This window comes from Streptomyces sp. NPDC055506 (genome assembly GCF_053643595.1).
The window spans coordinates 108,027-134,628 of the sequence record NZ_JBSHKH010000007.1 but is presented as its reverse complement, the minus strand read 5'-3'; the positions used below and the strand labels follow the sequence as shown (position 1 = coordinate 134,628).

Below are 26,602 nucleotides of genomic sequence, written 5' to 3'. Positions count from 1 at the left end.
TGAAAGTAGACTGGCCGCCCGACAGTGATGAGGAGGGTGATGGCCCGGACCCGCGTGAACGTGTCCGCCTTGTATGCGGCCCTCGATGCCGCGAGGACCAAGAGGGAACTCTCGTGGCGGCAGCTTGCTGCGGCGGTGGGGGTCAGTCCCTCGACCATGACGCGTATGGCTAATGGGAACCGGCCAGACGTGGATGCCTTCGTAGCTCTCGTGCGGTGGCTCGGCATGCCCGCCGAAACCTTCATGGTGGACCCGGAGGACGAGGGGCAGGAAGCCCGGGCTGAGGAGCCCGAGTTGATGGCGCAGCTGGCACCGCTACTGAGGTCTCGCAGTGATCTGGGTGCCGAGGACGTGAAGTACTTGGAAGAGGTGATCGGTGCGGCAGTGCGCCGGTTCGCCTCCGATCGGGAATACCGTTCGAGGTGACGCGTGGGTCAGCGGTGGACCAAGAAAGCTATTGAGGATCTCGCGCTTGAGGTCCGTGGTGAGATTGGTGCTGGACCGCACGCCCGGCTCGACCTTCAGTGCCTGACTGGTGAGTACGGCATACCGGTGTACGCGATGAGCGACCTCGGCGACAGCGGATGCTCGCCCGACACGTTGGACTACTTCACAGCGAGGCGCCCCGAGGCGTGGTCGGCCGCCCTGGTGCTGGTCGGGACGGCGCGGTTCATCGTGGAGAACTCCGCGCACACACTCCAGAGGCGCCGCTCCAATGTCGCGCATGAGATGTCACACCTACTTCTGGAGCACGAGTTCGAGGGGATCCTCTTCGCTGATGGTGGGTGCCGCGACCTGGGTCCCGAGATGGCACTCAAGGAGAAGCAGGCCGCGGCACTCTCTGGGGAGCTACTCATTCCCATGGCCGCGGCGATCCGCGCGGCTCTGTCGGGTAGGACGGACGAACAGGTGGCGGAGCAGTTCGACGTCAGCCTGCAATTCGCGGCCTGGCGCTTGAACGCTTCAGGCGCTCGGAAAATCGCTCAGCGGACGCTTCAGAAGCGGGCGGCGGGAATTCGACGTTAACCCCAGCAGGTTCCCGCGTCGACGCTGAGAATGAGCTCTTTCAGCGCCGACGCTCCAGGGTGAGGACGGCTGCGGCGATTGACGTCATTCGGTTCGGGCTGCACCTCGATCTGGAAGATGCGCCAGGACTTCAGTCGTGCCACGCCGCGCTCGACCGGTGCCCGTACCGCGGACAGCGCACGGTTGACGGTTTGCTGGGTCGGTGTGAGCTCTCGGCCCGGCGGGTGTCTGAGGGGTGTCGTCACCCACGGGCCGGCGCCCATGTAGGCCCGTCGGCGAGGATCGGGACGCCTTGGCGCTCACAGATCCGGATGATCCGGTGGGTGCGGGCGGCCGTCAGGTCGTGAGCGCGGCCGGGCAGTGCAGGCGAGATCCACAGGAGCCGCCCCGCCGGATCGGTCACCACCTGCACGTTCACTCCGTGCCTGCGGTGCTTGTGGGAGTAGTTGGCACGGCTGTCACCAACCCGGTCACACTCGGCAAGGGTGCCGTCCAACAGGACGTAGTCGGGGTTGGCTTCGCGCAGCGCGCGCAGCAGGCCGGGCGCGCGAGCGGCGAGCAGGTCGATCACCGCGGCCGTGTAGGCGTGGGCGGTGCCGGTCGAGATACCGAAGCCGGCCGCAAGCTGCGCGAGCGTGATGTGCTGGCGCAGGTACACCAGACCGACCAGAGCACGCTGGTGCGGCGGGAGCTTGCAGCGGTGGTCACCCTCGCGGGTGACGATGAGCAGAACCAACAAGGCTCCTGCGCCAGCGAGTTGAGACGTCGAACACCTCCCTCAACGGCACGGGAGCCTTGTCCGTTGCGGACGCCTACGCCATCACCCGATCAGTGGCCGCGGTGAAAGACCTCAATGAGAGCGGCGCCCCCGGCGTCCTGGCGCTGATGCTCGCGACATCGGCGCCGGGCGGGCCGTCCACATCTGTCGGTCACGGGCGAGCCCCGCCTCCGCGTCCACGCTCGCTGTGTTCTGTCAATGTCCAGTGCAGATTTCCCGACGCTGAGTCCACGCTCCAGGAGTCGATGCGTCCTGCGGCCCTCAATTGGTCAAGTGCACCCGTGAACTCCGTTGCAGCCAGCCCGCATTCGTGGGCCAGACGATCCACCTCCGCGATTCCGTAAATGCTGTCTGGGGCGGTATGTGCCGTGAGGCACGTCGTAATGAGCTGGGGAAGCGGGGCGCAGTCCGTGCGGAGGCGGCAAGCGGCTCGCAGCGCCCAGTCTGCGGCAGCGAGCCGGTCAGGGCGGGCCGGGCATTGGGCGAAGAGCCCGACGTCGAGGAGTTGGATGACCACAGCACCTGCGTTGGACCGCGACGTGGGCAGGGTGGCGCATAGCCATCGTGCCTGGTGGAGCTCCTGCCAGGAAGCCGTGGCAGGTTGCAGGCGGAGGCTGCGCAGTACCCCGAGAGGCAAGCGGACTTGAGCTGAGTCGTTCATGCGCAAGGCACACTGCAGGGCGATCAGCCGGGCGGCAGGTCCGGTCTCGGCCGGCAGTGCGGAGGCGAGGTAGTTGAGCATCTCCCGTACTCGGGTCTGTCTGTCCGGGCCTCTGGGAATTCGGTGCCTGCGACGGATGTCCGCATGCTCTGACGGCGTCGTCGCAGCGTTGATGAATGTGTCAGGAACGACTGCTGCTTGTGAGGTGGCGGCGGCGCAGGCCGTGCACGCGTCCGCGAGGCGCCATAGCCGACCGCCTCGCTCGCGTGCGAGCACGAGCCGAATGGGCCCACCGCAGCCTCGATGGCGCGGGTGCCAGCTGCAGCCGCGCTCGTGGCACTGACAAGTGCGAAGGTGCACGGGGAGGGGATCGCGGCGGGCGTGTTGTGCCAAGTGGGCCAGGAGCTCCGACCGAGCGGATGTGCCGCTGAGCGGTCGCCTGCTGTGGGAGCACTGCTGGCACACGAGGATCGGTCCGCCGGGCTGCGGGCGCAGTTCCACGGTCCAGGCGCGCCGGACGCCGGGGCGTGTCGTGCAAAGCCTCATGGGGGGCGTGTTCCTCCCGTCCTGTCTGCGCCGTACCCGCACAGGGTGAGGTGGCCCGCACACGGTAGTGCAGATGTCTGCCCTCCGCCTGATGTCGTCACCTGCAGAAATAGGGCAGAGGTCTGCACTGACAGGGCAGTGGTCTGCACCGTCGGATTGTCGGGTGACGATCTTCCCGCCCGACCCGGATTTCGAGGCGCTGCGTCTGGAGCTCGCGCGGCTGCGGGCGGCGCGGGGCTGGAGCTATGACGAGCTCGCTGCTCGAAGCGGCCTGGCCAGAAGGACCCTCATCGAGATTGAGCAGGGGCGAACCATCGGCACACTCAAGACCTGGCACGCCCTCGCCCATGCGTTGAACACTCCACTCGAGGAGCTCTTCGGAACCGTGTGTGAGGGGCACGAGCCCCCGGGTTCGACCGGCGCTGGCCGTTGACTGGGAGGGCTCAAGTCGATCACCCGGACCGGCGACGCGACTCGAACCCCTGATCGACGTGTCGAGTACCTGTTTCATTAAACAGGGCTGTTCGATGGACCTTCCGGCATTGGTGCTCCCGGGGCGGCGTGTTGCCTGGCACCTTCACGCGCATGCGTTCTTCATCCACGCGGCGGCACTGGGACGGCAGCCCCGCCGTCGCCTTCCCCCGACGCTCACTGCGTATCGAACACGACAGCCCCAGCCGGCTCCTGCGCTGCGCTCAGCCTGATCGCTGCCGAGAGTGCAGCAACCCGGTCGAGTGGTACGACCGAAACTTCGCCCGGCCCGTCCGCCTGCACCCCCGGGAAGTACCCACGGCCAAGGTGCCCCAAGCTCACCGCTGGCACGTCAGCTCCGGCGTCGCTCATCCGGCCGACGACGGCAGAGCCTGGTGCCGCCTGGCGCACGCCCTGGTCTGCCCTGCTCGGGGCGCTACGCCCGGAGCCTCCGCACTGGACGGCCTACGTCGGGTCCTGGCTTTGAACACGCGCCGTCTGATCGACACCGGCGTGTTCACCCCAAACACCCCTCCGAGCCGGACAACGGCACAACCGGACGTCTGCCGACCCGCCAGACCCATCGTGCAGCTCCTGTACGTCCGCTACCTCGCTGCGCACCCCGTGGACGAAATCCAGTGCGTGGCGCAGACGCGGCACCGCGACCGCTGCTCGCAGAGCCTCCTCAGCGCGGACGCCCCCCTGGGCGTCTGGAGGCTGGTACCCGCCACGGCCACACGGGGGCAACTCGCTCTGCCTTGTGAGGTCATGGCTGTGTACGACCTCACCGCCCTGCCGTACGCCGAGCAGCTGCGCTGGCGCATGCAGCGCTGCTCCATTCACGCCGCAACGCCGTCAGCAGCGGACCTCAAGCTGGCCGACTGGGAGCCCTTCGACCCCTTGCTCCACCGAGCCCACATCCACAACCGTCTGCCGAACCACGTCCGTCGTCCACACCCAACGCAACACGAGCATGGAACGGCTGGGTCGTGACATCGCACCACGCCATTGAAATCCTGCTGACCAGGCGAGCTACCAGTGCCGAGCTCCGCCGAGCGCGTCACACGGTGCCTCTTGCAGCGAATGGCGACCGCACCCGGTTGATGGCCGTCCATCCGGGCAAGACGCCTGGCCGCGCGCTGCGGTCTCTACGCCGGCAGTTGCACCAACTTCTGCCCCTCGACGTCCTGACCACTCACCACTCCGACCAGCACGGGCAGGTCCTTCTCAACCTCGAGCTCAGCCGCGCCGCGCGAAAAGTGATCCGCCAGGCCGCAACCGCCAGAGGACTGCGGCCTGAAGACTTCGTCGGCCAGAGTGTGACCGAAGCCATGGAACGGCAGGAGAGGGAACACTCCCGACAACTGACGGCGCAACTCGAAGGCATCCTCGCTCTGCACCCATCCGAGGAGGTATTGGCCTGTACGGCCCACATCCTGCTTCGCCGTCGTAGCCCGGCCGCACCTGCCTCGTACGTTCCCCGTCGTGCTCCGCGGAGCCACACGCATCCGAACCCATAGCCCTTCTCCTCCGTGGAGCCCTTGTTGCACACGCCCACAGATGAACAGGCCCACGCCGTCGAATCATTCAGAGATGGCCATCACCTCGTGCTGCAGGCCGGCGCGGGCACAGGAAAGACCAGCACGCTGAGCCTGCTCGCCGCGAGTACCAATCGCCGGGGGCGCTACCTCGCCTTCAACAAGGACGTTGCACGCGACGCCTCCGCGCGCTTCACGCGATCCGTGACGTGTAGAACCGCCCATGCCACTGCCTACGCAGCCCTCGGCCACCGCTTTGCTCACAGACTCAACAGCCCTCGTCAGCCCGCGTGGAAAGTCGGCCAGGCACTCGGTGTCACCTCTTCGGTCCGAATCGGAGATCACGAAATCAGTCACAGAGCGTTGTCACACAGTCTCCTGCGCACGGTGACCCGTTTCTGCCATTCGGCTGACCGCACGCTGGCTTCGCATCACGTACCCACATTGCGCGGCCTGAGTGGGCCGGACGAGCATGCTCAGCTCGCCGAGGTCGTACTGCCATTTGCCGTCAAGGCATGGGGAGACCTGCAGAACCCCGAGCAGGGTGTGGTCCGTTTCGAGCATGACCACTACCTGAAGATGTGGGCCCTGACCGAACCAAGGATCGACGCCGACTTCCTCTTTCTCGACGAAGCACAGGACACCAACCCGGTCCTGGAACAGGTCTTCGCCGCTCAACGCGCCCATACGCAGCTGGTCATGGTCGGCGACTCTGCCCAGGCGATCTACGGCTGGCGCGGAGCCCGGGACGTCATGACTGGCTTCGATGCCAACCACCTCACCCTGACCCGTTCCTTCCGATTCGGACCCCTCCTTGCTGAACAAGCCAACCGCTGGCTCGCCTTCACCGACGCGCCCATTCGGCTGACAGGAACCGAAACGATTCCGACGAAGGTTGGCCTCGTCACTTCCCCGGACGCGGTGCTGTGCCGCACCAACATCGGGGCCATGACCGAGGTCATGAAACTGCTGGCCGCCGGCCACCGCGTCGCGCTGACGCGGGGAGGGCAAACACTCGTCGCGCTTGCGATGGCTGCGCAGGACCTCAAAGCGGGCCGTCGCACTGCGCACCCAGAACTCGTTCTCTTCGCATCCTGGGGCGAGTTGCAGGAGTATGCGGATCACGATCCCGCTGGCCGTGATCTGCAGCCCTTCGTAGAACTTGTCGACCAACACGGGCCCGAGGCCATCATCGCCGCGGTTCACGCACTGACCGACGAGAGCAAGGCCGATGTCACGGTGTCCACGGCCCATAAGGCCAAAGGCAGGGAATGGCCCTCAGTAAAGATCGCCGATGACTTCCCCCCGCCTCCGGACAGCGACCGACAAGATGACTGTGGGCGCCCAATCCCGGAGGCCGTGAATGAAACGGACGCACGCCTCGCCTACGTTGCAGTGACGCGCGCCCGCAGTCGGCTTGACCTCGGTGGTCTTTCGTGGATCGACGATTTTCCAGCCGCCCCAAGCGTGTGTGACAAGCGCAAAGAGTGCCAGTAGGTTCTTCGTCTGCTGGTGGTACACGGCTCAGATGCAGTTTGACCAGCGAAAACAGCTTCGATCGCCACAAGCTGCGGACGGCTGGTCCGGGTATGGCCCGGATCTTGGTTCGAAGGTTCGTGGTGATGTGCGCTGCTCGCATGTTGCGCTTGTACGACGATGACGGCCTCGGCACTGCTTCGAGAGGCGACGACGGGCCGCAGAAGACTGTCCTGACCGGGCTGCACCAAGGCTGGATCCGGCGCTGGCGGAGGCCAGCGGCGGTTTCTTCGGCCCGGCCCTACAACCGTGGCGCTGTCCTCGCAGGACCGCGACGACACCGCGTTGAGAATTCGTCCCGTGGGGGCTCGGTTGGCCGAGGCGTCGCGGCGGCGGGTTGATCAGTGCCTACCAGTGCCTACCAGTGCCTCCCGACCCTGTGACGCCCCCGGGTCATGGTCGCAGAACCACGGCCTGAAGGGGCGGCGCCGGCGCACTATGGCTGTGAGTGCGCTTCCGCTGCTTTTCGCCATTCGTCGGCAGAGCTCCGCTTGGCGTGACCGGGGCTGTTTCCGCAGGTGAGAGACGGACGGTCACGCGCCGCGTGAGGGCTGGCGGAAAGGGCCATGGTGAAGCGCTTGGGAGCTGAGAAGGGCATTCGCCCAGCTGAGCTGCCTCAGGCTCGCTGCCCCGTGAATTGGCCTGACGGTGTGGGCCCTCCTGGCCTGATGGCGACTCGACCGGGGCGTAGCGCCGTGATGACCCATCAGCTGCTGTCAGTGCCCACTGCTACACCCTTTTGTTGGGATGAGCCGCGCTCCGCGGCCCACCGACGGGAGGGGGAAACATGTCGAAGGTGCCGGACGGGTTCCACCGGGTACGCGGTCACATCCGTCGCAATCCGAAGCCCAGGAGCGCCAAGCGCATGAGCGGTTGGATGATTGCCGGCTTACTGGCCGGCGTGTGGGTGTGGGGGCAGGTGTTCGGGTTCAGTGAGTCCACCGCCACGACACCGCCGACGGATCCGAAGCCGGCGGCCAGCGCGACGGCCGACCGCTGATGGGACGGATACGTCTGCGGCGCCCTCGCGGTGCCGCGGAACTGGTCGCAGCGGCTGTAGTCGCCCTGGCTGTGCTCGTCCTGGTGGCGCGGACGGCGGCCACCGCGGTCGGCACACTGAAGGCGGCCTGGCCTGCCCTGCTGGCTCTCGCTCTGCTCACGGGAGCCGTCGCGGCGTGGCGGATCAGGCAGGCGACCACGATGCGGCGTCGGGAGAAGGAGCGGCTGGCCACTCTGCGGATCACGCTCGTGGAGTTCGACACCATGGACGACCGTCGCTTCGAGTACGCCCTGCGGGATCTGCTGGTCCGCGACGGCTGGCCGGCCCGCAGAGTGGGTGGCGGCGGCGACCAGGCCGCCGACGTCATCGGTGACCATCCGCAGCGCGGCCGGATCGTGGTGCAGGCCAAGCACACCCGCGTCGGCGGGAAGGTGGGCTCAGCTGTGATGTACGCGGTGAAGGGGACGGCCGGGCCGGTCCATAAAGCCGATCACGCTGTCGTCGTCACCAACGGAGCCTTCACCCGCGATGCCATGGCGTGGGGCGACCGGCACGGCGTCCACTGGATCGACCGGGAAAAGCTTCGGCGCTGGGCCGAGGACGGTGCTGCTCTGCACGAGCTCCTCGGATTGTCCGCGCGCTCCCGCCCGAGCCGATTCAGGCGTGCGGCATGACTGGCAAAGATCGTGATCGCTGCCCAAGACGTCTGGAGGTGTGGTGTTCGATGAGGACGGGTCGCTCGACCCGCTGCTGAAGTTCCTGCTGTATGCGGTCATCGCGCTGGCCGTCGGCAAGATGCTCTGGGAGTGGCTCACCGAGGATGTCGGCCGGTGGATCACCGTAGATTTGTGGGGGCTGATAGCCGATCACCCGTGGTGGACCGGGCTCTTCGTGGTCGGGGGACTGCCCATGCTGCTCCTGCTCGGCAGAATCCTGTCATTCCTGTTCGGCGCCAACACCTACGCCAACGCGGACGAGACGTTCGCCGCTCCCTCTGGCGATGCGATCGAAGCGGACGCGCTGACCTTCAAGATGAAGCAGCTTTCGTCGATGAGCGCGACGGGTTTCGAGCAGGCGTGCACTGATCTCCTGGCCCGTGACGGATTCCGGCGTCCGAAGCGGGTCGGGGGCGCCGGTGACCTCGGCGTGGACATCACTGCCCGCGATGACGAAGACCGCCTCCTGATCGTGCAGTGCAAGCAGTATCAGAGCCCAGTCGGGTCAGGCCACGTGCAGAAGTTCAACGGGACAGCCCGCCCGCACCACGGAGCCGACCTCCCGATCATGATCGCGCTCAACGGCTTCACGCAGCCGGCGATCGACTTCGCCCAGCATCACCAGCTCATCCTCATGAGCCGCCCGGAATTGAAACGATGGGCCCACGGCGAGCACCTCTACGACGTCCTCGGCATCCAAAGCACGACACACTGACGCCAGCGCACACGCAGCAGAGTCAGTCCCGGGAGCTCCCGCCTATCCGTCGGCGGTCCCTTCTCGGGATCAGTCCGGAAGGCCCTACGCAATGGGCCCGCTTCGGGATCCGCTTGCCCGCTACCCGGCTTGCAGCGTACGAGCGCTTTGATCAAACGGGCATGCTACGGAGCCACAGGGCCGCCGGTGTCAAACGCCCTTCAAGGCTCCTTCGCGCTCAGTAGGATCACCGGCAGAGTGGGGCGGGAGGCGGACGGGGTGGGGAGCAGCGGTATGGCAGCGGGGGGCTGGCGACCGTCGGCGGAGCGTGCGCGGCAGCGCCGGTCGGCCGCTGTGCGCAGGCGTGTGCACGAGAAGGCGTTGGTCGAGGTGCGCGGCTGTCTGCGGGACTGGGACGACGGCCGTGACGCGGCCCGCGAGGCTAAGGCCGTGGCCGAGACGATCATCGCGCCCGAGTACGAGGGCCGGGTGCTCATCGAGTTGTTGCAGAACGCGCACGACGCGCACCCGGCCAGAGCCACCGACGGACGCATCGAGATCCGGTTGGACGAGGACGAGGGTGAGCATGGCACCCTTTATGTGGCCAATCGCGGCAAGCCGTTCGGCGGCAAGAACTTCAAGGACCTGTGCAGCATCGCCCTTTCCAGCAAGCGTGCCGACGCCGGGATCGGCCACAAGGGAGTCGGTTTCAAGAGCGTGCTGCACCTGTGCGACGCGCCCGAGGTCTACAGCGTGGCCAGGGAGGGGTCCCGGCTCCTCGACGGGTTCACCTTCCGGTTCGCCCGGCTCGACGACTACGACGCGCTCGCCCGGGAGGTGGCGCCCGAACGCGATGGTTTCGCCGACTACTTGAAGGAGAACCTGCTCACGCTGAAGGTGCCAGTCTTCCTGGAGGAGCCGCCGAAGACCGTCCAAGGCTTCGCGCGCCGGGGCTTTGTCACCGTCATCCGTCTGCCGCTGAAGTCAGCCGACGCGCGCTCGGCCGCCGGGGCGCAGGTGCGGGAACTCATGGACGACAACGCCCCGTTCGAGCTGTTCCTCGACCGGCTGGAACGTGTCCGGCTGGAGTGGCGGGCCGCGGGGGAGACCCGGCGCAGGACGTATGACCGTCAGGTGGAGGTGCTGCACCACGCCCGTGGCCTGAAGGTGCAGCAGGTCACCTTGCGTCGGCGGATGCGTCTGATCGTCGTCTGTGGGAAGGCCGACCCGGACCGCGCCCGGGAGGCGCTCGCCGCGTCGATCGAGAAGAGCGGGATGCGACGCGACTGGATGGCCTGGGAGAAGAAGGCCGAGGTACGGGTCGCCGTACCGGTCGCCGATCCCCTACGGGACGGGCGGCTCTACGCCTTCCTACCGATGGGCGAGCAGATCCCGGCACCCGTCCGCGGCTATGTCCACGCACCGTTCTTCGCGGAGATGAACCGTCGTTCGTTCAACGAGGCGGTGCCATGGAACGGCCTGCTGCTCGACACAGTGGCTGAGGTGTGCGGCCGCGCGGTGCTCGCAGCGGCGGACAGGCGGGCACCGATTCCGCCCGGCGCGCTCGTCGACCTGATGTGCTGGCAGCCCAAGGCACTGGCACGGCTGACGTCTGCCTTCCAACGGCTAGACAATGGCATCGCCCACGTGCCGTTCATCCCGGCGATCGGAACGACACCCGGGGCTCGCACCTCCCTGCACCGTGCCCTTCTGTGGGAAGGGAAGGACGGCTCCACGATCTTCACCCCGCACGCCGTCGCCGCCACGGGGGTCATGGATCTCCTCGATCCGCATCTGCACCCCCTTCGGTTGCGGCGGCTGGCGTCCCTGGCCAGGAGCGCGGGCACGCGCCTCGAACCCTCCGCAGAGCGCCTCGCGTCGTGGGCGGAAGGGCTCGCCGGGGTCGCCGTACGTGACACCTTTGATCCCGGATGGTGGGCGGACTTCTACTACGACCTCTCCCAGGCGTTCCCCGACGGCTCGGCCCTGACCGGCAAGCGGATCGTCATTACTTCCAGATCGACGACGGCACCGGCCGGCGCGGACGGCGTCTTCTTCGACCGCGACACTCCGCAGGGCGGCTCCCTGCCGACCCTGCCCGACGGCCTGTCCGACCGCCTGCACTTCGTGCACGAGGGCATCGCCTGGTCCGGCAAGGGCCGCAAGCGCAGAGCCCAGGGCCGCAAGTGGCTCAGGACCGCGAACCTCGTCCACGACTACGGCGCCGACCGGGTGCTCGCGGTCGTTGCAGCCGCACTGAGCGCGGACAGCGAGGACAACGGCGTACGGCTGGCCTGCCTCCGCTACGCCTGCGCGGTCTCCCACGCCCTGGAGACGGAGGGCCGCAGGGCTCCCTTCCTGGGGAATCTCCACGTACTGACCCGGGCCGGCTGGATCGACGCGAGCCGTGCCATGTTCGGGCCGGGATGGCCCGCCGAGCACTCCTCCGTCGACGACACCCTGACCCGATTCCTGGAGCGCGTCCGGGAACTGTCTCCCGTGCTCACCCAGACGGAAGGACGGCTCCTCGTCCGCCCCGACGAGCTGTGCGGCGACGCGATCCCCGTGGAGGCCATGCGGCGCTTCCTCGAACGGCACCACGTCGCTCATGGCCTCCGTCCCCGGTACGAGACCTTCCGCACCAGTGTCAGGGGAGACGCCCTCAACCGGCCCTCCCGTTTCTGGGCCCCGGACCGGCCGGATCTGCTGCCGCAGTGGCGGACGAGCGCCGAGCGCTGGCGGAACCGGCGTACGGTCGGCTACATCAGCGTGGAGTACCACTCACGCTCCCGTGCCGCGGCCATGCTGCCTGGTCAGGACGACTACGCCGCCTTCTCCGAGGAGGACCGCAGACTCTACGCGGAGCTCATCGTCAACGGCCTCGCGTTCGCCTGGGCCGACTCCGCACTGGAGATGCAATTCGTACGCCACAGCGATCCCACCGGGACCCCCTGGCCCACTCCGCTGTCCGCCTTCCTCAACCACGCACCGTGGATCCCGCAGACGGCCGCCCCGAGCGCCACCTCGGAGGGGACCGTGTTCGCCACCGCCGGCACGGCCTGGTGGTGGCACGGCACGCAGCCCCCGCCCCAGTTCCTCGGCGTGGTGCCGGCTTCCTTGCGCAGCAGGCGGTCCGCCAAGCTCGTGGCACGGCTCGGCCTGCTCGGCATCCGCTCCTGGGACGATGCCGGCACCGCGCTCGACCGGCTCCGCCACCTGCCGGACCTGGTGCAGGCCAACGTCCACCTCAGGGAAGGAAGACTCGCGCACGAGATCGGACGGGAGTACGAAAAGGCGTGGGCGCAGCTGCTGCCGGCGGAGGGCGGGACGCGCACCGCCAACGGCGGGCAGCCCGCGGCGCCGCGCCGGCTGCTGGTGACCCGCGCTGGCGCCCTCGCCTCGCTGGACCCGGCGGAGACGGACGAGACGGTCTTCGTCCCGGATCCTGACGGGGCCCAGAACCGAGCCCTTCTGGACCGGGTCCCCGTGCCCGTGATCCCGGTACGGGACAGGGCACTGGGCGGCCGGGTCCACGCCTTCCTCCAACGGAGGACAACGTTCGACGTCCAGCGGTGCGGCGAGGCCGCGCATGACATCCACGCCGACGGATTGCCCGTCCGTGACGCACCGCACGTGCCGTTGACGGAGTACGCGGGATCCTGGCTGCTCACCCTGGTCGCGGCCCTGGTGGAGTTCGACGAGGAACGAGCGTCCCGTCCGGAGCCCGTGGCCGCGGCCGACGTGGCCGGGCTACTGCATCGCTGCGACGTGACCGTGGCTGGCGAGGCCGTCCTCTGGATCGCCGGCCACCGCCTCACCGAGCACGGAGCGGACCGAGCCCTGCTGCACCCGCACCCAGACTGGCCCCGTGTGGTCGTCGTGCACCGCGAGCCGCGTACCGGCTGGCGAGTGCTCCGCACCGCCGCCCCAGCCGTGGCTGCCCTCATCGGCGCACCCTACCTCGCAGACCCGCTGTGGAAGGCGCTAACCAAACTGGAGGAACGCGGCCTGAAGACTGACCACGTCCCGGAGGAGGATCTCACGGACGTCCTGGACCTGCGGCCGCACCAACTGCACGCCGTCCTCGCCGAGCGGGCGTCACAGCGTTCCGGTAGCGCGCGGCTTGTCCCCCTCCTCGCCTGCCTCGATCTCGACCTCGCGGAACAACTGCGGCAACACGCCGACGACTTCTCCGACCGCGCCGCCCTCCTTACCTGGCTCACCGACCGGATCGGCGCACCGAACGCGGAACAGCTCATGCGGTTGCTGAAGGACGACGATCGGGAACGGCAACTGAGCGCCATATCCGTGCCCCTGGCCGACGCCAACCGCGCATGGCGCGCCCTGGGCCTCCCGGAGATCGACAACAGGGACCGGCATGAACGGCATTTCGCGGCATGGCTTCAGCGGAACCGTCCCGCGCTCGCCGAGCGGATCAGGGACGCCTATAGGGACGTCCACCGGTCTGGATGGTCCCTGGCCGGGTACGTGAAGCTGCGCGACCTCTCCCTATTCGCGCCGGACCCGGCCTGGCACACGACGCTGTGGCATCTCTCCGACGAACTCCTCCAAGCCCACGCGGACGCCTGGCTGTTGAAACAGCTTCCAGTACCCTCGTCGACGTCACGCCCGCTGAGGCCGCTGGCCGAGGTACGCGAGGCATCCAGCACAGCGGTGCACAAGCAGGTACCACGGCTGCGGCAACTGATCGAGGGATGGGAGTGCCTCCATCCCGCAAGCCGCCCCACGGTGCTGCCCTCCGCCCAGGACGTCCTGCGGGAACTGGACGACGACGGCCTGCTGGACTTCGAAGTCCTGTCCGTGAAGGCATTGATCGCCTCGCTTAGGGCCCGCGGCCACTGGCCCCAAGACATGCCTCCATCAGACCGGCGCGCAGACCTCGGACTGGCCGCGACACGTCCCCCGGAGCCCGCGGGGAGCACCGGCGGAGCCACGGGCGGGTGCGGACACGGAGGGTCCGCACCCGGCCCCCATGTAATGCTGAACGGCAGGCCCGTGTCGGCCCGGCCCGACGACCTGGCGGCGCTCGCCCGCGAGGTAGCCGCAGACCTCACGCCTAAGCAGCGGGCCACCTCGGCCACGTCCGCCACGGCGCTCGCGCCCCGCATTCCGCAGCCACGCACCTTCTCGTCGTCCGGTGCAAGGTCGTACAGCGGTTCGTACCAGGTCCCCGCGAGCGACCAAGACCGGACATTGGCCGTGGGCCTTGCGGGGGAGGCGGCGGTGGCCGCGTGGCTGCAAGAGCAGTTCGGGGTCGAACCACAGGACTCATGGAAGTCCGGCCTGCGAGTCCACGGGCTCGCCGGCGCGCAGCCGGGGGACGACCGGCTCGGCTACGACTTCCTCATCCACGACGGCGACACGACCTACCTCTACGAGGTCAAGGCATCCACCGGCGACAGCGGCGAGATCATCCTCGGCGAATCCGAAGTTCGACGCGCTTCTCGCCTGAAGCCGGACGAGACGTACTTCATCGTGTACGTCTCTCACGTCCTCGATCGCGACCGCCGCAACATCACCGTCCTGCCCAACCCATTCGGCGCCCCCGACCTCGCGGGCTACGAACTGGTCAGCACTCAGCTGAGGCTCCGATTCAACCTTGGCTGAATCAAGAAGTTCGTGCCCGGCTGGCCGTGGGACGACGGAGGTGGCTCGCTCCATCCACGCATGCCCGCCCTCGGTCCACTTTGCCGCCGAGTTCCACGAACCACCGGGGCCGATGACCCTCAGTAAGGAGGGCACGGTCCATGAGATCCAGTTCGCGGAGCAGCAGTGGATGGAGAACAGGTGCTTCGCACTGCTGCATGACATCACCGACTGTCCGCGTATCGGCGACGTGACCGTGTTCCCTGATCGGGGCGACGACGAGCAGGACATCCTCCTTTACGAGCTGAAGACGAATCCGAGGCGGCGGGAGAGCACCCAACTGACACGGACCCGGTTGGCGGCGGAGGCACTGCACACTGGCGGGCCGCTCCCCGGTCCGGACAAGGCCGTTCTCGTCGAGACCGGCGTGCCCTACGCCACCCATATGTCCGTGCTGAGTGACGCCTTGGGCCGCGCCCACCAGGAAGGGCTGAAGACGATGCGCGTGCCGGGGCAGCGTGGGCTCCTGGCGCTCGACATCGCGGCAGCTGGGAACAGGTGGGATGCGGAGGAAGCGGCCCGACAGTTCCACGCCGCATACGCGGCACTGCTGCGTCGTATGCGACTGACGGGACAGCGCACTGCTTCAGCAGCGGAGACAGCGCGGCGCGCAACACCATGGCCGTGCCGTGGGGTATCTATCCGCTCCAGCCGGCGCAGTGTGCCGGCATCATCGGGGATCTTCTCGTCTTCACCGTGACACTGTCGTCCGACGACCTTGTTGACGAGCTTGGCAAGCATGGGTTGGACGCTGAGTGGGCACTGCCGAGCGGAGCTGAGATGCAAACAGCCCAGCCTGTCATGGTCATTCGAGGGCACGGCCATCAGCTCACGATGGCTAGAGCAGGACTCGAGCAGCTCATGCTGGAGCTTAGCGATCTGCAAGCCTGGGCGCGCGGCATGGACCAGCTGCTTCGGAAGGGCAGAGCCGGCCGGCAGCCGTGGCCCTACTTCGCTGATGAGTACAAGGTGTGGGCCTGACGCCGGTCGCGTATCAGGTTGCCCCTCGAAGTCGACGTGTTCCCGATGACACATCATGTGGAGTGCGTGGCGATACTTGAACGGGCGGCTAAGGGGACCGCGATGATGTTCTCGAAGGCTGTTGCGATGACAGAGGCGAAGCTGTCCACGGGGCTGTCCCCGGTGGCCTCGGCTATAGGATAGCCAGCGGGTGCTGCTGCCGGGCCCCGTTGATCCAGCCGAAGCCGGGAACCTGGTGTCGCCTTCTGCGCGGTCAGCGCGCGCACGGCCGGAACGAACCGCACGAGGATTCTGTGAGCCCCCGGAGTGCCAGGCCACGAGCAGCTTGATGGCGGAGTAGCCGGGGATCCACGCACTGAGCTGTCCAGGCGCAAAGTCCACCGAATCCAGACATCTGCCCTTCCGCTGTGGCAGATGCTTCGGAGCGGGCATGGCATCGGGAATGACAGCGGTGCATGCGGCTCGCTGCTGGGCACGGCTCTCGTGCACCCTGAGCCTGAGTACATTGACAGAGTCAACGCGTAGGCTTCGCTCGCTGGCTGCACCGCGCCTCGGGCGCATCGTTGCCTGCCATATCCAGCTAGACCATCCCTGAAACGAGAGACCATGGAGCAGCAAGATGAACCGGTCACGCTCAGCCTTGCAGGGATCGCGCGGCTTGCCGGAGTCGGTCGTGCCGCCGTGAGTAACTGGAGGCGGCGGCACAGCGACTTCCCCAAGCCGGTCGGCGGCACTGACGCCAGCCCCATGTTCTCCCTGGCGGATGCGGAATCCTGGCTTCTACGACACGGCAAGATCGACGAGTCCTCCAGTGGCTGGGACCGTCTCTGGCCGCGGATCGAGGACCTCGGTGACCGGGGCGGGATGGCTCATCTACTGGCCTCGGCGGGGGAGCGCCTGGCGATCCCGGCGATGAACCCGCCGCGCGGAGCCCCGGAACCCAGCGCTGCCGACCGGAAGCTGGCGGACGAGGTCGTGCGGCTGGCCCTTCGTCAGTCGTCGAAGGAAGCCTTCGCCGTGCTGCTGGATCGTTGGCACGCCGTCCACGTACGTCAGTTGATCGTCACTCCCCGCCAACTGGCCGACACCATGGTGGCTCTGGCGGCCGAACTCCGTGACGACAGTGCGCCGGTGCGTCGGGTGCTGGACCCTGCGTGCGGAATGGGTTCGCTACTGGCTGCGTCCGGTCGGCGTTGGTCGGGGCAGGTACCTCCGGCTGCGCTGGCCGGTGTCGACAACGATGCTGCTGTGGCTCGCCTGACCCGAGCCAGACTGGCTCTGGAGTTCCCGGGCTGCGAGCGACACGTGCAGTCTGGGGACACACTGCTTGATGCCCCCCTGCGGCACGCCTCCCGCGCAGACGTGGTTCTGAGCTATCCACCGTCCAACGAGCGTGCCTGGGGACACGACGAACTGGCGACCGATCCTCGCTGGACGTATGGCACGCCACCACGGACCGAGCCTGAGCTGGCGTGGGTGCAGCACTGTCTGTCCGTGCTGGATCCTGGGGGAGTAGCAGTGCTGGTCCTACCACCGGGTGTCGCTTCGCGCCGGGCCGGACGGCGAATTCGGGCGGGGTTGGTACGCACCGGAGCCGTGCGAGCCGTAGTCGCGCTGCCGCTCGGGAGCGCGCCGCCGCATGGGGTGGGATTGCATCTGTGGCTGCTGGCGACGCCCCGTGAACACTCCGCGGATGAGGTGACCTTCGTCGACGCTGCGGACTGCCGGACGACCGCGATCACCGGTCGCGGCATGGCCGTCGACTGGGACGCTCTGCGTGAGCGCACCGTGGCGGCCCTGCGCGGCAGTGACCTACTTGGCGTCACAAGGGTGCCGACCGCGGAACTGCTCAGTGACGGGACCGACCTGACGCCCTCTCGCCGTACCGTCACCGAGCGGTCCGTGGGGCCGGTGGAACTGCGCCGCGCCTGGACCGGCTGGGACAGGGCCCTGATGGATATGGACGATGCGGCCAAGGCAGTACGCGAACACGAGGCGAGTGCCGCAGCGCCGGACGACTTCGGCTACATCTTCGTGGGTGATATGGAGCGTTCCGGTGCTCTCGAGGTGATGCCCGGCAAGGTTCTCGCTGACGATCTGATCCAGCAGGGAGAGCAGGCCGAGGATGCTCTGCCCGTCATCACCCCATGGGCCGTACGGGGTGAGGAGCCATGGATTGCCGCGGCGCAGGCCGCCGAGTTGGAGGCTGAGGGACAGGGGGTTCTGACGTCCTTCGGCGATGTCGTGGTCGTGACCGCGGCCGGCGGATTCGACGTCTGGGTCGAGACGGCCGGACCGCGACTGCTCGGTGCCCACACCGTCCGGCTGCGGACCGACCCTGCGCTGCTCGACCCGTTCTTTCTCGCTGCGTGTCTGAGCGCGCCAGGCAACGACCAGCGGGCAGGGACGCGTGCCTCCTCTTCCTCTCGCGTCGACGTGCGCCGACTCCGCGTCCTGCGCGCGCCGGCGACGCAGCAGCGGCGGATCGGGGAGGTCCACCGCCGACTCGTCCGGTTCCGGGAGGCGGTGGCCGACCTGGGCAGGCACGGTGATGCGCTCTCAGCCATGTTGTCGGGGCTGCTGGCCCAGGGCAGGCTGACGGAGGAGTGAGGGGCCGGGCCCAGGCAGAGGCAGGGCCCCGGTTTCCGCGGAGTTCCTCAAGCTGGCCCTGGCAGGCTATCCAGCAGCTTGCGGATTGCCTCGGGCAGCGCCGGGGACACTTCACCTTGCCTCGCGTCCAGAACAAGTTCCTTCACTTCGACTCCTACTTCTCGGCAGAATTCCACGGTCTGGCGGGATGGTCCTGGCCCGGGCCAGGACGCGAGTTCCTCGGCCAGCTCCAGCCAAGTGTCGGCCACCGCCTGGACCGGGCTCCTTTCCGCGGTCATCACCTGGACCGCGACGAGCCGTGCCCGTGCTCGCAGTTCACCGGTATCCGTGCCGGCCGATGCGTCCGCGAGCCGCCTGGCGACATCCCGACAGATGCGGCCCGCGGAGGCAGTCTCTCCGCGCAGCATCTGAGCACGGGCCACGACGAGGCGCGCGCTTTGCACTTCGCGGACCGCCCCAGGGAGGCACTGCTCGGCGCGCAGCAGCATGGCGGTCAACTCGTCGACGGCCTTGTCCGGTTCGCCGCGTTCGATTTCGATCTCGGCCTCGGCGCACAGATTTCGGAGCGCGGACCGGGTGGGACCGCCGACGGGTCGGCGATGCACCCGAGGGCGGCGCGGACCCGTCGGCGCTGCTTCCGAGAGCGGTGCCGCAGCGGTCCCCGGGGTGCGATGGGGCAGGGTCGGGTCCGGGTCGAGGGCGGGGCGTGGAGAGGAGTCGCCCGGCGAGGGCAGCAGGGGCCGCCAGATCTCAAGTGCCAGTTCCAGAGGCGGCCGATCGGCGGGCGACTTGGCGAGCATACGGTCCGTGATGTCCACGATGTCGGACGGCAGGCCGGGGACGTCGTCGCTGAGCAGCGGCGGCCGCTCCTCGCAGTGCAGGCGGGCCAAGTCGTAGTCGGAGTGGCCGGCCTCGAAGACCAGCCGTCCAGTTACCATCTGGAACGCGATGCAGGCGACACTGTAGAGGTCGGCCTCCGGGCCCGGGTTCCGTTCGCCGCGGTGGATCTCCGGGGCCATGTAGCCGATCGTGCCGGGCGTCCGTCCGTTGGTGTACCGGGTGGCCGCCGGATCTTTCGGCAGGGCGATGCCGAAGTCGGTGAGGTATACGACGCCGTCGCGTCGGGCCAGCAGGATGTTGGCTGGCTTGACGTCCCGGTGTACCACGCCCGCGCCGTGCACCCGACCGAGCACTTCCAGCAGCGGGACGATCACACACGCCGCAGCCGACAGGGTGGGTCGGTTCCGGGTGAGAAAAGCATGCAGGTCATCGCCGTCGACGTACTCTGTGACGAGGTACGGGCGCGGCGGGGAGAGATCGGCGTGGACGAAGGCTGGCACGCCCCGGCCACCGAAGCGTTGGTGCATTTCGCACTCGCGGTCGAAACGCCGTAGCTCTTGTGGGGTGGGAGTCCGGTACCCGCGCAGGGTGGCCTCCGGATCTCGAGGCCACAGGAACTTCACCGCGACCGCCCGCTCGGCATGCCTGTCGTCGGTCGCCCGATAGACGACCCCCATGCCACCCCATGCGCCTTCGCCGGCGCGGCTGAATCTGCCCGCGAGCTTCTTCCCCGCCGGCCATGGCTCCACCACACACACTCCCTGCCTCTCCTGGCGAACCGTCAGACAGCAAGCTACAGGAGATTCTTGTGTGCCTTGACTTTGTTCACAGGGCTCTGTCACGGTGATGCCCTCACCGTCGAGACTGCAAGGAGTCGGCACCGTGCAGCCCTGGGACAACCCTCCCGGTACGGTCGGCGTCGGGCGCCTGGCCCGCATCCCGGTCCGTCATCTGCGCGACGAGGAGCCCGGTTGTCCGATGAACCGTGCTCTCAGTGTCCGCCGCGACGTGTTCGCTGCGGAACGGGTCTCGTCCAAGACTCCACGCGAGGAGTTCCCGTTCGCGCTCGTGCAGGAACTGCTCGATCAACTGGAGTCCGGCGCGGCGCAGAGCATCGAAGAGGCCATGGAGCGGTGTCGCCGGACGCGCTCCCGGTGCCTGCCGCAGCACGTGACCTGGTCGGCGGCGGCCGCGGAGCGTTACCTCGACGCCCGCCGCAGGGACCAGGAAAGCCGCGACGGCGACGACCTTCCGCGCACGTTCCGCGCCCCAGACGTATGGATCGCGTTCCGCACGCTTGAGGAGCCCGACGAGCGCGGCATCACCGACTACGAGCGCACTGTCTGGGGGAGGCAGTACGTCTCGGACGACGCGAGGCTGCGTGAACTCGTGATTCCCGCCAAAGGAGATGCCAAGGAGCGCCTCCCGCTGCCCGAACTCGCCGCTATCGCCTCTGTCCTGTATTACGGGACTCCGGCCCGCATCCCTTCCTTCGAGCATCACTCCCCAGCCCTCAGGCACCCGGCGCCGCCGCCGCGGCCAGAACGCGTCCGGGTCTACTCCGCCGGCCTCACCGAAGGCCGGGTCCGTCTTCTGCGCACAACGGAGACTGACGTCTTCGCGGACTGGACCGCTGACGAGATCATGGACTTGCACGAGCAGCATGTCGTGCCCCGGCTCGGCCGTGTCCTCGATGGCCGCGATCGCGTCGCCGGTGTCCATTGCGCGGGTTGCAAGGTGTTACCCGAGTGCTCAGCCGTGCCGCGGGCGCCCGCTCTCCTTGTGCTCCCACCTCCCACGCGGCCTCGCAAGCGGCGCACGGTATCGGTCAGCGACCTGAGAGCACACCGCGACTGTCCCGCCCGCTACCACCTGACCCGCGTACTCAAGCTGCCGGCCTCCGTTCAGGAGAACGAGGCCGTGCGCAGAGGCAGGGCCGTCGACGGCTGGCTCAATGCCCGGCACGCCTCGGCGGACGCCTCGCCGTGCCGCGAGGTGCCTCTGCCCGCACACCTGCCCGGCCTCACGAACGACGAGTTGGCCCCCGCCCTCGACATGCTCCGGGCCCACCGGGCCAGGTGCCCGCTCGACAATCCTGCGGCGACGCGGTTCCGCCCGCAGCATCGAGTGATGGCCCACGACCCGCAGTCCGACGTCGTGGTCATCGCCTCATGCGATCTGGTCTACGAGGAACGCGGCGGCGTGGTCGTTCGCGAGACCAAGACCAGCGCATTTCCACCGGGCGGTCGGTCCGTTCTACTGGAGAAGCATCCCCAGCTCGCCCTCTCGGTACTGCTTCTGGCAGCCGGCGTGCTCGGCGGCGATTCGCGACGGTCCCGCGTGGAACTGGAGATCCTGCGCCCGGACGGGGTGTCCCTTGAGGAGTTCGATCCGGGCGATGAGGCCACGGTCGAACACGCCCGTACCGTCCTTGCCTCGTACACCATGCCTTGGTCCGCCGAGACCCGCTACGACGCGGTGCCCCGGCCCGGTTACGACTGCACGGGCTGCGAGGCACTGTCCTGGTGTGCCACTGGTAAAGAGCGCGTGGCTGCCGCAGGTTGAGGGAAGTTCCCGTTGTCGCCGTCATGTCGCTCGTCGCACCACCTGGAGTGGAAACCGTGCCCGCGAGTCCCCTTGCCACCTTCGATTCGTCCGCCGAAACGCTCGATGCCTGGGCTGCCCATGACGGCGTGCCGCTGCTGGCTACCGTGGCCCGTGCTCTGTGTGTCCTGGACCACACCACTGGGTTGGATGCCTTCTGTCTTCCGTACCCACCCGTCGTCCAACTCGCCCTGGATCGGGCGGTCGTCGCCTGGCTGCGCGGCGGACTCCGGCCGCCCGCCTCACTTGCCGAACTCGTCCAGCGGTGTGCCAACATCCCGTTGGAGGACTGGCCGCTGTCGCTGCCGTCGGACGCTGTCGGCCCGGACGACGTTCTGCTCGACCCGTACTCGCATCGCCCCACCCAGTTGTGCCATGAGTGGAGCGAATGGGAACGTTCGGCGCCCGACCCGGCTGTGCGGCATCGCGACCAGCAGGTGATGCGGACCGCTCTGGACCGCTGCCGCAGCCACGGAGAGGAGGACGCATACACCGAGTTCCGCAGCCTGTTGGTGCGGCGGCCGGTGCTTACGGCCCAGGAACTCTTCGCCTTGCACGGCGACTTCACGCTGGAGCCGGCCTGGGAGCTCATCGACCTGATCTACCCGGAGGTCCCTCTTTCCTGGAGCCGGGACGGTTGTTACGCGGTGTGCGGTCGCTGCGGAACACTACTGACGCCGCTTGCGGGCGGAGAGTGGTGGTGTGAGCGGGATCGCTGCCGACGGCAGGGAGACCCGCCGGTCGGCCGTCTGATCGAGGCGGCTCACGCCGGCACTGTGTACCAGTTGGAGCGCCCGCTGCGCCGACACGTCACCGGGCCCGGACTGGCTGAGGTGGAATTGGAGGACCGGCTCACCGGTCTGGGCCTCGACGTCACCATGTGGCCTGGTTTCGACTCCTACGACCTGCTGGTGGTCTTCCCCGACGGCCACCGCTGGGCCGTCGACGTCAAAGACTGGGCGCACCCGGCCTTTCTCGGCCGAGCCGCCCGCCCCGTGCGGCCCGAGCCTCCGTACGACGAGGCGTTCTGGGTGGTGCCTGTCTACCGGGTACGCGAGCGCCCCGGCTATCAGCAGGCGTTTCAGCGAGCTCGGCCCGCAGCGGCCGCTGCCGTACGCCTGCTCACCGACGACGAATTGATCCGGGCTGCCCGGCAGCGGCTGGCCGAGTCGCGCCGTGGCACCCGCGCCGACAGCCAGGAGGGCACAGATGCGTGACGAGAAAGCCTGGTGCGAGGCGGTAGCGGGGGAGCTGAGGGACGAATGGCCCGAGGCCGGAGCCCCGGACGGGTTTGGCCCCGTCGAGTTGTGCCGCGTCGAGCTGGGGCTGCGGCTGCTCGAACGGCTTGCCCCTACGGCGGATGCCGTGGACGCCTATGCGCTGTTCGGCGGTTATCCGTTCGCGCAACACGCCGGGCTGGCGCAACATCCGTGGCAGCGCACGGCCCTCGCCGCCGCTCGGCACCTCCTGTGGCCGCTGCGGCGGCGCGCCTGGCGGCAGGCGCTGGACGCCTACCGGTCGATCGCCAACAGGCTGCGGGCTTACGAGCTGCCGCCAGTCGGCACCACCGGCGGTCCCCGACCCGTGGTGCCGATGGTGGCCGGGCGCCGGATGGACGTCTACGACCAGGCCCTCAGCCGGCTGCCGGACCTGGTCACCCGTGCCCTCAAACCGGCCCCCGCAGGGACGAGTTCCTTCCAGGAACGCCGCCGCAACGCCTCGGTCACGATTCCCGAGGAACTCGTCCGCGCCAGCCCACCCGGCCACGACCTTGCCGCAGTACGGCCCGGGGGCGGCGAGCCACTCAGCGTGTGCCGCGCCGAACTGCGCGCAACGGCCCGGTGGATGGACGAGCGCGAGCGCGAGGCGGAGGTCCCGCATCCCGGTCACTGGGAACAGCGGCTGGAGGGGGTCAGGTTCGCGCCCCGCAATGCCGCGGGAACGGACTACACCGAGGCCGAAGAGGTCGAACTGGCCGGCATGGTGCACCTAGCCGGCATGGTCGGTGCCGGCAAGAGCACGTTCATGATTCTGGTGGCCGTCTGGGCCGCCCGGCGCAAGATCCCGCTGCGCACCACGCTCGTCGTCGGAGACGTCGCCGAACAGCTACGGCTGTGCGGTCTCTTCCAGGCACTCGACATCGCCGTCGCGCCGGTGCTCGGCACGACCACACGCGAGCAACACGTCCAGCGGCTGCACCGACGGCTCTCCGCCCGCGGATTCGACAACCTCCTCGACCACGACGACCCCGGCTTCGACCTGCTGAGCACCGCCTGCGCAGTGAGCGGTCTGCGCGGCGTCGACGGCGATCCTCTGCAATACCGCGACGCACCATGCACCCGGCTGCATCCTGAGCCACAGCGCGGCCCGGTGGAACCGGAATCGGTCGTCCTGGAGCAATGGACTCCCGACCGGAGGAACACCGCACCCCGCCAGGCCCACGCCCCGGACCGCCTGCCCGGCAGCCCGCACGGTTGCCCTCTGTGGGCCGAATGCCCGCGCCACGCGGCTGCCCGCGCGCAGGTCGACGCTCTGATCTGGGTGGCCAACCCGGCCAGCCTGGTACAGAGCCAGGTGCCCGCACACCTCAACGACGAGCGGCTGCGCCAGCTGGAACTGGCCTGTCTGCGCAGCGACCTGATTTTCGTGGACGAGGCCGACAGCGTTCAGATGGCACTGGACCGCCTCTTCACCCCGTCCGGCACGCTGGTTCGCCCAGACACCGACTCCTGGCTCGACCAGCTGAACCGCTACAAGATCGAGGAGCTGAGCAGGCGCGCCCGCCTGCCGCTGACCGACGGCCAGGTCGCCCAGTGGAACCGGGCACTGGGAACCGTCACCCTTGCCGTCGATCCGCTCTGCGCTCTGCTGATCAAGGACGAGAACCTCCGGGAGTGGGCTGATCCCGCCTACTTCAGCCCGTGGACCCTCCAGCAGAGCCTGCTAGACGACCTGTTCCGCGATGTGACCCGGTGCCACCGCGAAGGCGAGCAGTACCAGGCGGAACGGGAGGCGTCCGCCGCGGCCGACATGGCTGAGGACAGCGCTGAACTCTACGAGGGCTATGACGACGTGGCGGACGAGCCGGGCCCCTCCCCGCACCTCGCGCTCTCCCCGGCCCGCCGCCTGCTCGAGGCTGCCTGGGATGCCTTCCGCGACGATCCGTTCGGAGAAGGCGACGCCCCCGACCCGCTCACCGGCGTCCTCACCGACACGGCCGACGCCCTCCTGCACCACATGGCAGCGGGCCGCACGAGGGATCGGGTGCGTGAGCTGGCCGGTCAGCTCGTCGACCGGGTGACGGAGGAAGCACGGGCCGAACAGCCTGCATTCACCACGCCCCCGCCCGAGCCGACGAAGGACTGGTGGGACGTCCTATGCCTGCGGCTCTCCTTCCTCCTGCTGCTCAGCACCCTCCACCACAGGCTGGAGCGACTCACCTTCCTATGGCCGCACGTGGAGGCCGCCCTGCGACTGGACTCCCAGGGCAGGGAGCTGGCCCGGCGCGTCCCGCTGGACTACGCCCCGCTGGTGCCCGAGGCGCCCATGGGCAACATCCTCGGCTACCAGTACCTCCCGGACGGCGAGGAACGCGACGACGCCGGCCGCCGCGGCGGCACCCTGCGCTTCTTCCGGTGTGCCGGAGTCGGGCGCGAGCTACTGCTGAACCTGAACAGCCTAGGCGCCGACCCGGCCACCGGCCGTGGCGGCCCGCACGTCGTGTTGATGTCCGGTACCAGTTGGGCCGGCGAGTCCAGCCGCGCCCACGTCCGCGTCCCGGTGAGTCTCGTCCTCAAGCCCACCGATGCGTCCCTGGCTGCCGTGGCCCGAACCTCGTTCGCCACCCGTTTCCTCTACGACCGGGACGAACGCCCGATGAGCCTCTCCGGCACACCGCCGCGCGACCGGCTCGCCCAGGCGGTCGCGATGGCCCGGCGGCTCGGTGAACCGGGCCCGGGTGGCTCTTCGGTGCTGGGCCAGGAGATCAGTCGTATCCCTGAGACGACGCGGCGGAGAGCGCTGATCCTCGTGGGCAGTTACCGGGAAGCCGCTGCGGTGGCCGAGGCACTGCACCGGTTCGACGCCTGGCGCGGCAAGGTGAGCGCGCTGATCCCGGACGACGAGGCCCGGGGCAGCGGCGTACCAGTCGGCACCGCCCCGGGGCAGCAGGACGAGACTCCGGCGACACTACGGCGTGGCGACGTCGCCCGCTTCGCTGACGATGACACAGCAGAAGTCCTGGTCGCTCCGCTGCTGGCCGTCGAGCGTGGCCACAATATCCTCAACGAGGAGGGCAAAGCGGCTTTCGGCACGGCCCTGTTCCTGGTCCGCCCGCACCCCCGCCCCGACGACCTCGACCTGTCCGTATTCGCCGTCAACGACTGGCTGAGCGGCATGCTGCGCGACCAGCCGCGCCGCGACACCCTCGACGGCCCGCACACGCTCACCGAACTCATGGAGAAAGCGGGATCGCTGGACGAAGCGGCCGGAGCCCTGCGCCAACAGGGCCGCCGCGAATGGCGTCGGCTGCTCAACCGCAGATACGCCTACAGTTCACTGCCCGCCTGGGAGAAGCGCGCCTTCGCCTGGGACCAACTCGTCACGCTCTGGCAGGTCATCGGCCGTCTGGTGCGCGGCGGAGTGCCCGCCCGGGTGGTGTTCGTCGATGCCGCCTTCTCGCCTCGCCTGGCGAGACAGCTCGCACCCGGCAGCACTGGCCAGCCGTCCTCCGGGACTGATGTGCCGGGCACCGACGGCCTGCTCCACGCCCTAGCAGGCATCCTCGACCCCTACCTGACGGACCGGCACGACGCCGCCCCGCCCCACCCCGACCCGTCTGCTCGCTCTCTGGTCCGTCTCCTGTACCAGCCGTTCTACAACGCCCTCCGCACAATGACCCATCGCTGACCCCCGACTTTGCTCGCGAGGAGCCG

General features: G+C 68.5%; 16 protein-coding genes and 1 pseudogene. 14 read left to right on the top strand and 3 right to left on the bottom strand.

Features of this window, described 5'->3' with window-relative positions; genetic code table 11:
- Positions 1 to 39 precede the first annotated feature (39 nt).
- Together ACWIF2_RS05070 and ACWIF2_RS05065 are read left to right on the top strand one after the other, a co-directional pair.
- Positions 40 to 426: a helix-turn-helix domain-containing protein gene (locus ACWIF2_RS05070; RefSeq protein ID WP_454358669.1), complete on the top strand. Its 387-nt coding sequence runs from the start codon at positions 40 to 42 to the stop codon at positions 424 to 426.
- A 3-nt stretch (positions 427 to 429) separates the two neighbouring features.
- Complete coding sequence (locus tag ACWIF2_RS05065) at positions 430 to 1,026, top strand: ImmA/IrrE family metallo-endopeptidase (protein ID WP_454358668.1); 597 nt, start codon at positions 430 to 432, stop codon at positions 1,024 to 1,026.
- Between the two features lie 40 nt (positions 1,027 to 1,066).
- Here the strand turns inward: ACWIF2_RS05065 and ACWIF2_RS05060 are convergent.
- Positions 1,067 to 1,765 (bottom strand): annotated as a pseudogene (locus ACWIF2_RS05060) (transposase).
- 1,409 nt (positions 1,766 to 3,174) lie between these two features.
- Here ACWIF2_RS05060 and ACWIF2_RS05055 point away from each other — a divergent pair.
- Entirely contained in the window at positions 3,175 to 3,444 is a 270-nt protein-coding gene (locus ACWIF2_RS05055) for a helix-turn-helix transcriptional regulator (RefSeq protein WP_454358667.1), read from the top strand.
- A 152-nt stretch (positions 3,445 to 3,596) separates the two neighbouring features.
- Positions 3,597 to 4,475 carry a DUF6083 domain-containing protein gene (locus ACWIF2_RS05050; RefSeq protein ID WP_454358666.1) on the top strand — a complete coding sequence of 293 codons (879 nt, stop codon included), beginning with the start codon at positions 3,597 to 3,599 and terminating at the stop codon, positions 4,473 to 4,475.
- 155 nt (positions 4,476 to 4,630) lie between these two features.
- Here ACWIF2_RS05050 and ACWIF2_RS05045 read toward each other — a convergent pair whose 3' ends face one another.
- Positions 4,631 to 4,882 carry a hypothetical protein gene (locus ACWIF2_RS05045; protein ID WP_454358665.1) on the bottom strand — a complete coding sequence of 84 codons (252 nt, stop codon included), beginning with the start codon at positions 4,880 to 4,882 and terminating at the stop codon, positions 4,631 to 4,633.
- Positions 4,883 to 5,026: 144 nt separating this feature from the next.
- Between ACWIF2_RS05045 and ACWIF2_RS05040 the strand changes: the two genes are divergently transcribed.
- The 7 genes from ACWIF2_RS05040 to ACWIF2_RS05010 all read left to right on the top strand — a co-directional run bounded on the left by ACWIF2_RS05040 (position 5,027) and on the right by ACWIF2_RS05010 (position 18,224).
- The gene (locus ACWIF2_RS05040; RefSeq protein WP_454358663.1) at positions 5,027 to 6,517 is read left to right on the top strand and encodes a UvrD-helicase domain-containing protein; all 1,491 of its coding nucleotides are present in this window, start codon (positions 5,027 to 5,029) and stop codon (positions 6,515 to 6,517) included.
- Positions 6,518 to 7,343: 826 nt separating this feature from the next.
- A complete protein-coding gene (locus ACWIF2_RS05035; protein ID WP_454358662.1) occupies positions 7,344 to 7,556 on the top strand; it encodes a hypothetical protein in 213 nt (70 codons plus the stop codon).
- Positions 7,556 to 8,230, top strand: a complete 675-nt coding sequence (locus ACWIF2_RS05030) for a restriction endonuclease (RefSeq protein WP_454358661.1) — start codon at positions 7,556 to 7,558, stop codon at positions 8,228 to 8,230. The genes ACWIF2_RS05035 and ACWIF2_RS05030 overlap by 1 nt, the downstream gene beginning before the upstream one ends.
- Positions 8,231 to 8,273: 43 nt before the next feature.
- Entirely contained in the window at positions 8,274 to 8,987 is a 714-nt protein-coding gene (locus ACWIF2_RS05025; RefSeq protein WP_454358660.1) for a restriction endonuclease, read from the top strand.
- Between the two features lie 273 nt (positions 8,988 to 9,260).
- Positions 9,261 to 14,594 carry a sacsin N-terminal ATP-binding-like domain-containing protein gene (locus ACWIF2_RS05020; RefSeq protein WP_454358659.1) on the top strand — a complete coding sequence of 1,778 codons (5,334 nt, stop codon included), beginning with the start codon at positions 9,261 to 9,263 and terminating at the stop codon, positions 14,592 to 14,594.
- Positions 14,595 to 14,706: 112 nt separating this feature from the next.
- Positions 14,707 to 15,333: a hypothetical protein gene (locus ACWIF2_RS05015; protein ID WP_454358658.1), complete on the top strand. Its 627-nt coding sequence runs from the start codon at positions 14,707 to 14,709 to the stop codon at positions 15,331 to 15,333.
- Positions 15,334 to 16,220: 887 nt separating this feature from the next.
- Positions 16,221 to 18,224 (top strand): N-6 DNA methylase, encoded by a 2,004-nt coding sequence (locus ACWIF2_RS05010; RefSeq protein WP_454358657.1) that lies wholly within the window; start codon positions 16,221 to 16,223, stop codon positions 18,222 to 18,224.
- 47 nt (positions 18,225 to 18,271) lie between these two features.
- On the opposite strand, the gene ACWIF2_RS05005 is transcribed toward ACWIF2_RS05010, so the two are convergent.
- A complete protein-coding gene (locus ACWIF2_RS05005) occupies positions 18,272 to 19,813 on the bottom strand; it encodes a serine/threonine-protein kinase (protein ID WP_454358656.1) in 1,542 nt (513 codons plus the stop codon).
- 133 nt (positions 19,814 to 19,946) lie between these two features.
- Here ACWIF2_RS05005 and ACWIF2_RS05000 point away from each other — a divergent pair, with 133 nt between their 5' ends.
- Genes ACWIF2_RS05000 through ACWIF2_RS04990 form a run of 3 tightly spaced genes read left to right on the top strand, consistent with a single transcriptional unit; the run spans position 19,947 to position 26,576 of the window.
- Positions 19,947 to 21,629, top strand: coding sequence for a PD-(D/E)XK nuclease family protein (locus ACWIF2_RS05000; protein ID WP_454358655.1), 1,683 nt, complete (start codon positions 19,947 to 19,949; stop codon positions 21,627 to 21,629).
- Positions 21,630 to 21,652: 23 nt separating this feature from the next.
- Positions 21,653 to 22,885 (top strand): restriction endonuclease-related protein, encoded by a 1,233-nt coding sequence (locus ACWIF2_RS04995; RefSeq protein ID WP_454358654.1) that lies wholly within the window; start codon positions 21,653 to 21,655, stop codon positions 22,883 to 22,885.
- Positions 22,878 to 26,576: a pPIWI_RE_Z domain-containing protein gene (locus ACWIF2_RS04990; RefSeq protein ID WP_454358653.1), complete on the top strand. Its 3,699-nt coding sequence runs from the start codon at positions 22,878 to 22,880 to the stop codon at positions 26,574 to 26,576. The genes ACWIF2_RS04995 and ACWIF2_RS04990 overlap by 8 nt, the downstream gene beginning before the upstream one ends.
- Positions 26,577 to 26,602: the final 26 nt, after the last annotated feature.

Bases quoted from the DNA above. Each gene is read 5' to 3' on its own strand.
- ACWIF2_RS05070 (WP_454358669.1), top strand. From the start codon at position 40: ATGGCCCGGACCCGCGTGAACGTGTCCGCCTTGTATGCGGCCCTCGAT.
- ACWIF2_RS05050 (WP_454358666.1), top strand. From the start codon at position 3,597: ATGCGTTCTTCATCCACGCGGCGGCACTGGGACGGCAGCCCCGCCGTC.
- ACWIF2_RS05035 (WP_454358662.1), top strand. From the start codon at position 7,344: ATGTCGAAGGTGCCGGACGGGTTCCACCGGGTACGCGGTCACATCCGT.
- ACWIF2_RS05030 (WP_454358661.1), top strand. From the start codon at position 7,556: ATGGGACGGATACGTCTGCGGCGCCCTCGCGGTGCCGCGGAACTGGTC.
- ACWIF2_RS05020 (WP_454358659.1), top strand. From the start codon at position 9,261: ATGGCAGCGGGGGGCTGGCGACCGTCGGCGGAGCGTGCGCGGCAGCGC.
- ACWIF2_RS05015 (WP_454358658.1), top strand. From the start codon at position 14,707: ATGACCCTCAGTAAGGAGGGCACGGTCCATGAGATCCAGTTCGCGGAG.
- ACWIF2_RS05010 (WP_454358657.1), top strand. From the start codon at position 16,221: ATGGAGCAGCAAGATGAACCGGTCACGCTCAGCCTTGCAGGGATCGCG.
- ACWIF2_RS04995 (WP_454358654.1), top strand. From the start codon at position 21,653: ATGTCGCTCGTCGCACCACCTGGAGTGGAAACCGTGCCCGCGAGTCCC.
- ACWIF2_RS04990 (WP_454358653.1), top strand. From the start codon at position 22,878: ATGCGTGACGAGAAAGCCTGGTGCGAGGCGGTAGCGGGGGAGCTGAGG.